Source organism: Parazoarcus sp. PS-13 R2A, from assembly GCF_057621855.1.
The window spans coordinates 66551-78499 of record NZ_JBYEXN010000002.1; the positions used below are offsets into that span (position 1 = coordinate 66551).

General features: G+C 61.6%; 14 protein-coding genes. 8 read left to right on the forward strand and 6 right to left on the reverse strand.

The genetic code is table 11. The annotated features are described in order from the left end of the window. Nucleotides 1-20 precede the first annotated feature (20 nt). A complete protein-coding gene (locus AC22G6_RS02230) occupies nt 21-1766 on the reverse strand; it encodes a proline--tRNA ligase (RefSeq protein WP_487365437.1) in 1746 nt (581 codons plus the stop codon). 171 nt (nt 1767-1937) lie between these two features. Between AC22G6_RS02230 and AC22G6_RS02235 the strand changes: the two genes are divergently transcribed. From AC22G6_RS02235 to coq7, 3 genes are all read left to right on the forward strand, one after another. Beyond that, the gene (locus AC22G6_RS02235; RefSeq protein ID WP_108949209.1) at nt 1938-2465 is read left to right on the forward strand and encodes an RNA pyrophosphohydrolase; all 528 of its coding nucleotides are present in this window, start codon (nt 1938-1940) and stop codon (nt 2463-2465) included. A 65-nt stretch (nt 2466-2530) separates the two neighbouring features. Next, a complete protein-coding gene (locus AC22G6_RS02240; protein ID WP_487365438.1) occupies nt 2531-3082 on the forward strand; it encodes a CNP1-like family protein in 552 nt (183 codons plus the stop codon). Further along, nucleotides 3082-3702, forward strand: coding sequence for a 2-polyprenyl-3-methyl-6-methoxy-1,4-benzoquinone monooxygenase (gene coq7, locus AC22G6_RS02245; protein ID WP_108949207.1), 621 nt, complete (start codon nt 3082-3084; stop codon nt 3700-3702). Before AC22G6_RS02240 ends, coq7 begins: the two co-directional genes overlap by 1 nt. A 33-nt stretch (nt 3703-3735) precedes the next feature. Here coq7 and AC22G6_RS02250 read toward each other — a convergent pair whose 3' ends face one another. Next, nucleotides 3736-4155, reverse strand: a complete 420-nt coding sequence (locus tag AC22G6_RS02250) for an OsmC family protein (RefSeq protein ID WP_108949206.1) — start codon at nt 4153-4155, stop codon at nt 3736-3738. 555 nt (nt 4156-4710) lie between these two features. Here AC22G6_RS02250 and rplM point away from each other — a divergent pair. From rplM to erpA, 3 genes are all read left to right on the forward strand, one after another. Beyond that, nucleotides 4711-5139: a 50S ribosomal protein L13 gene (gene rplM / locus AC22G6_RS02255; RefSeq protein WP_108949205.1), complete on the forward strand. Its 429-nt coding sequence runs from the start codon at nt 4711-4713 to the stop codon at nt 5137-5139. A gap of 11 nt (nt 5140-5150) precedes the next feature. Then, nucleotides 5151-5543: a 30S ribosomal protein S9 gene (rpsI, locus tag AC22G6_RS02260; protein ID WP_108949204.1), complete on the forward strand. Its 393-nt coding sequence runs from the start codon at nt 5151-5153 to the stop codon at nt 5541-5543. A gap of 340 nt (nt 5544-5883) precedes the next feature. Continuing rightward, on the forward strand, nt 5884-6234 hold the full coding sequence (gene erpA / locus AC22G6_RS02265) for an iron-sulfur cluster insertion protein ErpA (RefSeq protein WP_108949203.1): 351 nt from the start codon (nt 5884-5886) through the stop codon (nt 6232-6234). A 69-nt stretch (nt 6235-6303) separates the two neighbouring features. Here erpA and AC22G6_RS02270 read toward each other — a convergent pair whose 3' ends face one another. Beyond that, on the reverse strand, nt 6304-7632 hold the full coding sequence (locus AC22G6_RS02270) for a peptidoglycan DD-metalloendopeptidase family protein (RefSeq protein WP_487365439.1): 1329 nt from the start codon (nt 7630-7632) through the stop codon (nt 6304-6306). A 79-nt stretch (nt 7633-7711) separates the two neighbouring features. Between AC22G6_RS02270 and tyrS the strand changes: the two genes are divergently transcribed. Both tyrS and murI read left to right on the forward strand, forming a co-directional pair. Continuing rightward, the gene (gene tyrS, locus AC22G6_RS02275) at nt 7712-8908 is read left to right on the forward strand and encodes a tyrosine--tRNA ligase (RefSeq protein ID WP_487365440.1); all 1197 of its coding nucleotides are present in this window, start codon (nt 7712-7714) and stop codon (nt 8906-8908) included. 43 nt (nt 8909-8951) lie between these two features. Beyond that, nucleotides 8952-9761, forward strand: a complete 810-nt coding sequence (gene murI, locus AC22G6_RS02280) for a glutamate racemase (RefSeq protein WP_108949201.1) — start codon at nt 8952-8954, stop codon at nt 9759-9761. A gap of 6 nt (nt 9762-9767) precedes the next feature. Here the strand turns inward: murI and AC22G6_RS02285 are convergent, their stop codons facing one another. From AC22G6_RS02285 to AC22G6_RS02295, 3 genes are read right to left on the reverse strand one after another with little or no spacing between them, the layout of a single operon-like run. Continuing rightward, nucleotides 9768-10625 (reverse strand): sulfurtransferase, encoded by an 858-nt coding sequence (locus tag AC22G6_RS02285; protein ID WP_487365441.1) that lies wholly within the window; start codon nt 10623-10625, stop codon nt 9768-9770. Continuing rightward, nucleotides 10622-10984: a SpoIIAA family protein gene (locus tag AC22G6_RS02290; RefSeq protein WP_108949199.1), complete on the reverse strand. Its 363-nt coding sequence runs from the start codon at nt 10982-10984 to the stop codon at nt 10622-10624. The genes AC22G6_RS02285 and AC22G6_RS02290 overlap by 4 nt, the downstream gene beginning before the upstream one ends. A gap of 57 nt (nt 10985-11041) precedes the next feature. Further along, entirely contained in the window at nt 11042-11890 is an 849-nt protein-coding gene (locus AC22G6_RS02295; protein WP_487365442.1) for a DMT family transporter, read from the reverse strand. Between the last annotated feature and the right edge of the window lie 59 nt (nt 11891-11949).

The window sequence follows — 11949 nt, forward strand, 5'->3', positions numbered from 1 at the left end:
GAGCTAGCGTGCTGGCCTGCTCAGGCGCGCAGCTGAGCGATGACGTGGGCGGCGATGTCTGCAGGCGCGAGCTTGTGTTGCTCGCCGTCGCGGCGGGTCTGGTACTCGACCATGCCTTCCTTCAGCCCGCGGTCGCCGATCGTGACCCGGTGCGGCACACCGATCAGTTCCCAGTCGGCAAACATGACGCCTGGACGTTCGTCGCGGTCGTCGAGGATGACGTCGATGCCTGCACTCTTCAGCGTTTCGTAGAGCCGGGTCGCTTCGTCGCGCACGAGTTCGGACTTGCCCCAGCCGACGCCGCAGATCACCACCTCGAACGGTGCGATGGCGGCTGGCCAGATGATTCCGCGCTCATCGTGATTCTGCTCGATGGCAGCGCCGACAATGCGGGTCACCCCGATGCCGTAGCAGCCCATCTCGAAGTGCTTCGGCTTGCCGTCGATATCGAGGAAGCTCGCATTCATGGCCTTCGAATACTTGTTGCCGAGATAGAACACGTGGCCCACCTCGATGCCGCGCTGGATGGCGAGCACACCCTTGCCGTCGGGTGAGGGGTCGCCCTCGACCACGTCGCGGATGTCGGCAACGAAATCGGGTTCGGGCAGGTCCCGCCCCCAATTCACGCCGGTGTAGTGGAAGTCTTCCTCGTTGGCACCGCAGATGAAGTCGGCCATGTTGGCAACGCTGCGGTCGGCAACAACGCGGACAGGCTTCCTGAGCCCGATCGGGCCGAGGTAGCCGGGCTTGCAGCCGAAGTGCTCGATGATCTCGGTCTCGGTTGCGAAGCGGAAATCGCTCCCCAGTCCTTCGATCTTGCCGGCCTTCACCTCATTGAGCGAGTGGTCTCCGCGAACCAGCAGCAGCCACACGGTGGTCTTGACCAGTTCGCCCTTGTCGTCGGTTTCATCGCTTGCCAGTACGAGCGACTTGACCGTTGTGTCGAGCCCAACCTGCAGCAGGTCGGCGACATCGGCACAGGTCGCCTTGCCCGGCGTCGGCGTCTTCTCGAGCGAGACCCGCGCCTCGCCGCGAACAGCCTGCAGCGCGAGCGCCTCGGCAAGTTCGATGTTGGCCGCGTAGTCGGAGTCCGGGCAATAGACGATGGCGTCTTCGCCGGTATCTGCAATCACCTGGAACTCGTGCGAGCGATCGCCGCCGATGGCGCCGGTGTCGGCCGCAACGGCACGGTACTCGAGGCCGATGCGGTCGAAGATGCGGCAGTACGTCGCGTACATGTTGTCGTAACTGCGGCCGGCTGCTTCCGCATCGCGGTCGAAGGAGTAGGCGTCCTTCATCACGAATTCGCGCCCACGCATCACGCCGAAGCGGGGACGGCGCTCGTCGCGGAACTTGGTCTGGATCTGGTAGAAGTTCTTCGGCAGCTGACGGTAGCTCTTCAGTTCCTGGCGGGCGATATCGGTCACGACCTCTTCCGAAGTCGGCTGCATGGCGAAGTCGCGATCGTGACGATCCTTGAAGCGCAGCATCTCCGGACCCATCTTGTCCCAGCGACCTGTCTCCTGCCACAGTTCGGCAGGCTGCACGATCGGCATCACCACTTCCATTGCCCCTGCGCGATCAAGTTCGTCGCGGATGATGGCCTCCACCTTGCGAATCGAACGCAGGCCCATCGGCATGTAGTTGTAGATGCCCGCGGCGACCTTGCGGATCATGCCTGCGCGCAGCATCAGCTTCTGGCTGACAACTTCGGCGTCTGAAGGGGCTTCCTTGAGGGTGAACAGATGAAACTGGCTGGCGCGCATGGGAATTTCGTCGGATTGTAGTGTCGAATCTGCGAATTCTAGCGTATGCCGGCACCGGGGTGCGGAGGTCCCGCCAAGTCGATTGGCGGGAACGACGGATGGGGCGTGCTTTCAAAGTGGTCGCAAGTGTGGAAAAATCCGTGTCAACTAAGCCAAATTGAAGGTTTGATCATGCTCGATCGTGAAGGCTATCGCCCGAACGTCGGCATCATCCTGGTCAACACGCGTAATGAGGTGTTTTGGGGCAAGCGCATTCGTGAGCACTCGTGGCAGTTCCCTCAAGGTGGCATCAAGCACGGCGAAACGCCGGAGCAGGCCATGTATCGGGAATTGTTCGAGGAGGTCGGCTTGCGCCCCGAGCACGTCAAGATCCTCGGCCGCACGCGCGGCTGGTTGCGCTATGACGTTCCCAAGCACTGGATAAAGCGGGAATGGCGCAACACCTATCGCGGACAGAAACAGATCTGGTTTCTGTTGCGACTGGTTGGGCGTGATACGGATGTATGCCTGCGCGCCAGTACTCACCCGGAGTTCGATGCCTGGCGTTGGAACGACTTCTGGGTTCCGCTCGATGCGGTCATCGAGTTCAAGCGTCAAGTGTACCAACTGGCGCTGACGGAACTGTCCAGAGTGCTGTTTCGCGCCCGCTCTTTCGAACTGCCCGATGCCTACCGGCTTGACGAAGGACCTTCCGCCTGAGGCGGAGGTGCTCGTCGTTCATCTTGCAGATCGGGGCCACCGGCCTCGTAACGGGAGCTATTGTCTTGAATCTCCGTAATGTGCGTCGCATCCTGAACAGGCTGGTGACGCCAGTGATGTTGTCTGTGCTGGCCTCCTCGAGCGCATTTGCTCAGGAATCGTTCGAGGATCGGGTCGCCAGCTGGAAGGAAGGTGATGTCGTCATGCCGGCTGCGCCTGCCGAGGCCAGCCTGCAGGAGTTCTTCGTCAGTGCGTCGTCGCCGAATCGCTTCATGTTCGACCGCGACACACTCACCGTCGGGGCCGATCAGATCGTGCGCTATGTGCTGGTGATTCGCACGCCGGGTGGTGCCGAGAACGTCACGTTCGAGGGTATCCGCTGCAACACCAACGAGCGCCGGATCTATGCCAGTGCCAGCAAGAGTGGCGAGTGGGTGCCGGTCAAGGGGAGCGAATGGGCTCCGATCCTCGACAACACCTACAACCGTCCGCGTGCTGCGCTGGCCTACGAGCTGTTCTGCGACGGGCCCGCTCCCCCGCGCAGTGTCGATGAAGTGCTGCGCCGCCTGAAATCCGGCTACGGGACGGTGGCGAGTCCGATGCAGGGAGGCAGGTAATGCTCGATCAGGCCATCATTCATTTCGACAAGGCGCTGCGGACGGTCTTCGCGCCGGCAATGACCGTCAGGCCGGTGCCGGGCAATGATTTGCCCGATGCGCCGCTTGACGAAGACGAGAAGCGTCATGCCGCCGCGCTGATGCGTGTCAATCACTGCGGCGAGATCTGCGCGCAGGCCCTCTACCAGGGGCAGGCACTGATGTCCAAGGACGAATCGATCCGGAAGGCGCTTGAGCAGGCCTCCCAGGAAGAGACCGAGCACCTCGCCTGGACCGAACAGCGCATCGCCGAACTCGGCGGGCGCAAGAGTCTGCTCAACCCCCTTTGGTATGGCAGCTCGCTTGCTGTCGGCATGCTGGCGGGGCGTTTTGGCGATCGCTGGAATCTCGGCTTCCTGGCGGAGACCGAGCGCCAGGTCGAGTCTCACCTCCACGGACACCTGGAGCGTCTCCCCGCCGAAGATCGCAAGTCACGCGCGATCGTCGAGCAGATGAAGGCGGATGAAATCAGTCATGCCAACACGGCAGTCCGGCTTGGGGCTAATGAGCTCCCGGCGCCCGTCAAGGGGCTGATGAGGCTGTTCTCGCGGGTGATGACCGAAACGGTCTACCGCGTTTGAGAGGAGGGCGCCTGGCGCCCTCCGTGCGTCGAATCATTCTGCTTCGACGATCGTCCATTCGTGCGTGATCTCGGCGGTCTTGCCGAGCATGATCGATGCCGAGCAGTATTTTTCTGCCGAAAGGTGGATTGCGCGCTCGACGCTTTCGGGCTTCAGGTTCTTGCCGGTCACCGTGTAATGAAAGCGGATGCGGGTAAAGACCTTGGGGTCGGTATCGGCACGATCGGCTTCCAGCCGGACAGCGCAGTCGCGAATGTCCTGACGGCCGCGCTTGAGAATCAGCACGACGTCAAAGGCGGTACATCCGCCTGCGCCGGCGAGCATCAATTCCATCGGGCGTGGTGCAAGATTACGTCCCCCTGCGTCCGGTGCGCCGTCCATGTTGATCAGGTGGCCGCTGCCGGTTTCGGCTCTGAAGCTCATGCCATCGACCCATTTGATGGTGCATTCCATTGTTGAAGCTCTCCTTGGGAGGTTGAAGGTTGGGCGGGGATGCAAAGTTTGCAGGATTCTACCGAAGAGCAGGGGTGGCGCTGTATAGCTTGATGTGCATGTATTGTGCAATGCACAATGACGGTGGTTTGATGTTTATTTGAATGGAATAAATGGAGCCTCCGGGTTGCTCAGTTGTGTGAAAAATCTGTTTGAAAACATATGCTAGAGTCCGCATAGAGTAAATTTATAAATCAATCAAAACATTTGTAGTGCGGCGCACAAATAATACTTGCCCGCGTGTAGGTCTTTCTGGATAATTCTCCCCAGTCGGGTCGGAAACGTGTTGCGAACAGCAGCCAACGATCCAAATCAGTGTCTCCTCCACCCTCCTCCTTTGGTGTGGATTTAACGCAGTCCCGCAGGGGCTGCGTTTTTTTTTCTACGCTCGGTCCTGGATGTTGTGCCGGATTTCTTTCGCGTGTTCTCATTGACATGAGGTACGGGAAGGGTCTATGATTTCGAGCTTTCCGTTTGGTGGCCGGCACGCCAGGCCTGACAAGATCGAGGTTTCAAATGAAAACGTTTTCTGCCAAGCCGCACGAAGTACAGCGCGACTGGTTCGTTGTCGACGGCACGGACAAGGTGCTTGGCCGTCTTGCTTCCGAAGTGGCCCGCCGCCTGCGTGGCAAGCACAAGTCCATTTACACGCCGCACATCGATACCGGTGACTTCATTGTCGTCGTGAACGTCGAGAAGCTGCGCGTGACCGGCAACAAGGCGCTGGACAAGAAGTATTATCGCCACTCCGGCTACCCGGGCGGTATCTACGAGACCAACTTCACCAAGCTGCAGCAGCGCTTCCCCGAGCGCGTGCTGGAAAAAGCCGTGAAAGGCATGCTGCCGAAGGGTCCGCTGGGTTATGCCATGCTGAAGAAGCTGAAGTGCTATGCCGGTGCCGAGCACCCGCATGCCGCCCAGCAGCCGAAAGTTCTCGAGATCTGAAGGAGCCATAAATGGCTGTGACTTACAACTACGGTACCGGTCGCCGCAAGACCGCGGTCGCCCGTGTATTCATCAAGCCGGGCTCCGGCAACATCGTCGTCAATGGCAAGCCCGTTGATGAGTTCTTTTCCCGTGAAACCGGCCGCATGATCGTGCGTCAGCCGCTGGTGCTTACCGGCAACGAAGATCGCTTTGACATCATGGTCAACGTGGTTGGCGGCGGTGAGTCCGGTCAGGCTGGTGCCGTGCGTCACGGCATCACCCGTGCGCTGATCGATTACAGTGCCGACCTGAAGCCGGATCTGCGTACCGCAGGCCTGGTGACTCGCGATGCACGTGAAGTCGAGCGTAAGAAAGTCGGCCTGCGTAAAGCACGTCGCGCCAAGCAGTTCTCGAAGCGCTAATCGCGTTTTGTGCTGCACGAGAAGCCGTCCCCTGGGGCGGCTTTTTGCGTTTCCGGGCTTTCCGGACGGAGAGTTGTCAGGGCTGCGCGCATCGAGTCGGAGTCGGCTGGCGGCTCAGTATGCGCAGAGCGGACGTGCGTGTGCTAGTGTCGGTGATCGACAGCCCTGAGAAGTGGCTGTGGTCGGGAATTGGGCGCACATGCATCATGTCCGCAATGCCCGCTCCAGACACGGTTTGCGTCGGCCCATCTGGGAACTTGTACGGTCGGAGATGATCCGACTTTGACGTGGGAGGGCGGATGGCGCATCATCGCCCCCTGCCCTTGACAGAGGAGAGAACATGAACGCTGAAGTTGAAACCCCGGACATCCTGGTATTTACCGATAACGCAGCCGGCAAGGTGCGCGAACTGATCGAAGAAGAAGGCAACCCTTCGCTCAAGCTTCGCGTGTTTGTCAGCGGTGGTGGTTGCTCCGGCTTCCAGTACGGTTTCACTTTCGATGAGGAAGTGAATGAGGATGACACGACGTTCGAGAAGAATGGCGTGATGCTGCTGGTTGACCCGATGAGTTACCAGTACCTTGTCGGTGCTGAAATCGATTACACGGAAGGCCTCGAAGGGTCGCAGTTTGTCATTCGTAACCCGAATGCAACCAGCACCTGCGGTTGTGGGTCTTCGTTCTCGGCCTGATTGATCTGGTCGGGATGAAACAAAAATGGGGCGCCTTGGCGCCCCATTTTTTTGACTGCGTGCCGGCTTTCAGCGGCTTGCGACCGTTGCCTTGTAGTTGAGCAGTGCGATGCGCTGCAGCAGAGGCTCGGCATTGCGCTTGAAGCGAGCGAGTTCTTTTCCTTCCAGTGCGTCCGCGGCCGGGAGGGCGATCTTCATGGGGTCGTGTGCGACATTGTCCACGCGCACTTCGTAGTGCAGGTGGGGGCCGGTCGCCCATCCGGTGGAGCCGACGAAGCCGATGACGTCACCCTGGTCGACTGCCATTCCCGGCTTCAGGTTGCGGCTGAAGTTGTTGAGGTGGGCGTAGGCAGTGGTGAGCTTGCCGCGGTGGCGGAGAATCACGATGTTGCCGTAGCCACCCTGCTTGCCGGCAAAGGCGACGACGCCGTCAGATGTGGCCTTGACCGGGGTGCCTCGCGGTGCGCCGAAATCGACGCCCTTGTGCGCGCGCCAGCTCTTGTGAATCGGATGCAGGCGGCGGCCGAAGCCCGAGGTGACGCGGGAGAACTCAAGGGGCGAGCGCAGGAAGCCCTGCCGCAGGCTGTGCCCGTCACCCGAGTAGTACTGTTCCTTGCCGTTCGCGGTGTCATGCAGCACCACGACGTGGCGCTTGCCCTGATTGATGAACTCGGCCGCAAGCACGCGGCCCGAACGGATGCTCGAGCCTTCGTCGTAGATGGTTTCGTACACCACGCTGAAGCTGTCGCCCTTGCGCAGATCGGTATGGAAGTCGATCTCCGTGCCGAACAGGTCCACCAGCTTGCTGGCGACGCTGTCCGGAAGGCCGGCTTCATCGGTAGCACCGAAAAGCGAGTGGCGAATGGTGCCGGTACGCATTTCGACAATCGTCTCGACCGCAGTGCTTTCTTCGCTGCGGACCTGGAAGTCCTGGCCCGCCTGATCGCGTTCGATGGTGTAGCGGCCGCCGCTCAGCGGCAGGCTGATGGACAGCACCCTGCCATCGGGCGTGACCATGGCGGTCATCGAGCGGCCTGCGCGCAGCTGGCGCAGTGCCTGGGAGCCTGCCTCGTCGTTCTGGATGAAGGAGAGCGCTTCGCTGTCGTCGATGCCAAGGCGTCGGAAGATTGCGGGAAGCGTGTCGCCTGGCTGAATTCTGTCGTCGTGAACGTAGGGCAGCGTGTGTGCGGCAGCGACGCTTACCGGCGCGATCGCAATGTCCTCGACCACAGTGCTGGCGATGAATGGCGCAGCGGGGGAGGTTTGCGGGACGACTGCGGTGGCTGCCACGACGCCGAGGAGCGAGACGCCAGCGACGCCTGCGATGAGCCACGGACGTTTACGGCTGAGGAGCTTGGACGGCAGTTCGGCTAGAATCGTGGTTTTTCTGACCTGCATGATTTGACCCGGGCAAAAACTTTTTCGAGTTTAACAAAGATTTGCAGCAGGCCGGTGAACGAATGACTGGAGATACATGATGAGTGATGTGCAGGCCGCGATCGAGCTGATCAAGCGGGGAGTCGACGAGTTGCTGATTGAAAGCGAACTCGTTGAGAAGCTCAAAAGCGGACGGCCTTTGCGGGTCAAGGCAGGTTTCGATCCGACCGCGCCTGACTTGCACCTTGGGCATACGGTGCTGATCAACAAGCTGAGGCACTTTCAGGAGCTCGGGCATCAAGTCATGTTCCTGATTGGTGACTTCACTGGAATGATCGGTGACCCCAGCGGCAAGAACAGCACGCGGCCGCCGCTGTCGCGGGAACAGATCCTGGAGAATGCCAAGACCTATCAGGAGCAGGTCTTCAAGATTCTGGATCCGGAACGGACCGAGATCTGCTTTAACTCTGCATGGATGGAAGGTCTCGGTTCGGCCGGGATGATTCGCCTCGCTGCGCAGCAGACGGTTGCGCGCATGCTTGAGCGAGAAGACTTTTCCAAGCGCTACGCGAACAATCAGCCGATTGCGATTCACGAATTCCTGTACCCCTTGTGTCAGGGTTACGACTCCGTGGCCATGAAGGCCGATGTGGAGCTAGGCGGTACGGACCAGCGCTTCAACCTGCTGATGGGGCGTGAGTTGCAGAAGAGTCACGGGCAGTCGCCGCAGTGCGTCGTGATGATGCCGCTGCTCGAGGGCCTGGACGGTGTGAACAAGATGTCGAAGTCGCTCGGCAACTACATCGGCATTGCCGAGGCGCCGAAGGAAATCTTCGGCAAGACAATGTCGGTGTCGGACACCTTGATGTGGCGTTACTTCGACCTGTTGTCCTTCCGCTCCACTGCCGATATCGCAGGCCTTCGGCGTTCGATCGACGAGGGCCGGAACCCGCGCGACGTGAAAGTGATGCTGGCGCAGGAGCTGGTCGCCCGCTTCCATGGCCAGCAGGCCGCCGAAGATGCGCTGAGCGACTTCGAGGCACGCTTCCAGCGCAATGCGATTCCCGACGATCTTCCGGAGGTCAGGGTGGTCGTGGGAGAGGGCCTGCCGGTGTTCCAGGTGGTCAAGCAGGCGGGCCTGACCGGAACGACGTCCGAGGCAATGCGGATGATCGACCAGGGGGCAGTGCGGCTCAACGGCGAACGCGTCGCCGACAAGGGGCTGGTGCTGCTCGCGGGCGAAACCGTGGTGCTGCAGGTCGGCAAGCGCAAGTTTGCTGCCGTAGTGCTCGAATGAAGGATCCGGGTCGGGCAGACATGCACGCCCTGGCGGGGGCCGCATGAGGGCGGATGCAACGCGGCCCATCGGCGTGTTCGACTCCGGCGTGGGTGGGCTGACCGTGGTGCGGGCGCTGATGGAGCGCCTGCCGCTGGAGAGCATCGTCTATTTCGGCGATACCGCCCGGGTACCCTACGGGGTCAAGTCGGTGGCGACGATCGAGCACTTCACCGGACAGATCACCGACTTTCTGCTTCAGCAGGATGTGAAGATGCTGATCGTCGCGTGCAACACGATGGCCGCCGTGGCGGCACACGTGGTGGCCGAGCGTGCCGGCGGCATTCCGGTCATCAACGTCATCGAGGCCGGGGCGCAGGCCGCGGTCGCAGCCTCGCCCGCCGGCAGGATCGGCGTGATCGGTACGCCGACGACGATCAACAGCAACGCCTACGCGGTGCGGATGCACGCGCTCGACTCCGGGGTGCGGGTGTATTCGCAAGCCTGTCCGCTGTTCGTGCCGCTGGTGGAGGAGGGCTGGCTGGAGCACCCGGTCACGCGCATGACGGCGCAGGAGTATCTGCGTCCGGTGCTGGCGGAAGAGGTGGACAGCCTCGTTCTCGGCTGCACGCACTATCCCCTGCTCAAGCCCTTGCTGCGCGATGTGGTCGGGGAGGGGGTGCGTCTGATCGATTCCGCGGTCACGACGGCCGAGCTTGCAGCCCGCTGCCTGCATGCCGAAGGGCTGGCTCATGTGGGCAGGCGGCCGGCCAGCTACCGCTACGTGGTGACCGATGTGCCCTTGCGCTTTCAGACTATCGGCGAACGCTTTCTCGGGCGTTCGCTCGGGCTGGTGGAGCGTATTGACTGGTAGGCGGGCTCAGGCCGGCCCGGTTGCGAACGGACGTTTCGGATCGGCGCACCATTCGCTCCACGAACCGGCGTAAAGGCGCGAGCCGGACAGGCCCGCAGCTTCCATGGCGAGCAGATTGTGGCAGCCGGTGACGCCGGAGCCGCACTGATGAACGACTTCGGAAGGGTCGCGGCCATCGAGCAGCGCTTCGAACTCCGCTCTCAGCGTCTGCGAATCCCTGAAGCAGCCCCGGGTGTCGAGGTTGTCGCCGAAGAAACGGTTGATCGCGCCGGGGATATGTCCGCCGACAGGATCGCGGGTTTCGTTTTCGCCGCGGAAGCGGTCCGGACTGCGCGCGTCGATCAGCAGCATGTCTGGCTGGCCGAGATGCGCCAGAACCGTGTCGACGTCGATGCGGCAGGGCTGCAGGCACAGGGAGTAGGACGGTGTCGCGTGCGCTTCCGGAATTGCAGCGCTCAACGCCTGGGATTCGCTGCACCACGCCTGCAGACCACCGTCGAGCACGGCAACACGGTGGTGTCCAAGCCAGCGCAGCATCCACCACAGGCGTGCGGCATACATGCCGCCAGCGTCGTCGTAAGCCACGACCTGGGTATGGTTGCCTACGCCGCAGGCCTCGAGGCGGGCGGCAAGGGCTGCGGGATCGGGCAGGGGGTGGCGTCCGTTGGTACCCGTCTTGGGGCCGCTGAGATCTTCATCGAGATCCATGAAGAAAGCCCCCGGAATATGGCCGCTTGCATAGGAGTCGCGGCCGAAATCCGGGTTGGCAAGGTCGGACCGGCAGTCGAAGATGACCCAGTCCGGGTCGTGAATGCGTTCAGCCAGATCCCGTGCGCCGATCAGGGCCGAATAGGAGGCACTCACGGGGTGGCCTCAGCCGCAACGCCGAGCCAGGCGCGTGCGTCCTCGTCCGAACTGAAGACCTGCACTTCGGCATCGACGAAGAGCTGGGAAATCCATGCACTCCAGGTCACCCACTGGTCGTCGGTGAGAATCGCGATGCGGCGGAAATCGTGCGCATGCTCGCGCGAAAACTTGATCTCCTCCCAAGCCAGATCAAGCGTGAAGCCCGCCATCTCCCGCAGGTCGAACAGCAGATCCACCGTTCCGACAAACTGGATCTTGTAGTTCACCAGTTCCTCGAACTCGCGATAGTCGGCCAGGGTAAATTCGCCGAATACGGTCACTGCTACCAGATTGCCCTTGTGGTCGGTGCTGATCATGACGGCCTCCGTGCTGTTGTGCTTGTGTGCCTACTATAGCCCTCGCCGCTGTCGGGCTCAATCGTCGGCCCTGCGCCGCGATGCGAAGGAAACCATGAGACCGCTGACGATGATCAGTGCGATCGCGAGCCAGGCCGAAGGGGGATGCGTCTCGTCCCAGATCACCATGCCGAAAAGGCTCGCGAAAATGACCGTGCTGTAGCTGAGCGCGGCCGAGACGACCGTCTTGCCGAAGCGGTAGGAGCGCGTCATCGCCAGCTGGGCGAGTCCGCCAAACAGGCCGATGCCGAGCAGAATGGCGAGCCCGCCCGCATCAGGTCGATGCAGTTCGCCGGTCAGGGCCCAGACCCCGCCAAGCACCGTGGTCACGCAGGAAAACCAGAATACCGTGCGGATCTCGGGCTCGCCGGCCTTGCCCAGCTCACGCACGCTGATGTAAGCCAGACTGGAAATCATCCCCGCGCCCAGGCCCGTAATCGCGCCAAGCCACTGACCCGGTTGCAGGGTGGGGCGCAGCAGCAGGACGACGCCCGCGAAGCCTGCCAGCAGCGCGACCGCGACCGCAAACCGGAGTCGTTCGCCGAAAAGCAGGATCAGCAGGATGGCGACGAACATCGGCGACGTGTAGCTCAGGGTGGCCGCGGTTGCCAGAGGCAGGACGCCGATGGTGAAGAAGTAGCACATCAGCGCGAGCGAGCCCGACAGGCTGCGTGACAGCTGCATGCGCCAGTGCGGGGTGCTGAGCGCGATGTGGGTCATGCGCGAGGCAATGGTCATCATCACGATGTTCAGCGCCCCACGGTAGAAAACCAGCTCTCCGGTGGAGAACTGATCGGCACCCAGCTTTACGCAAACGCCCATGCAGGCGAAGAGAAAGCTGGCGATGATCATCCAGATGGCGGGCATGGCCTTGATGCTGCATTGCAATGTATGAGGGCCGCATTGAACCACACCTGCGCGTGCCC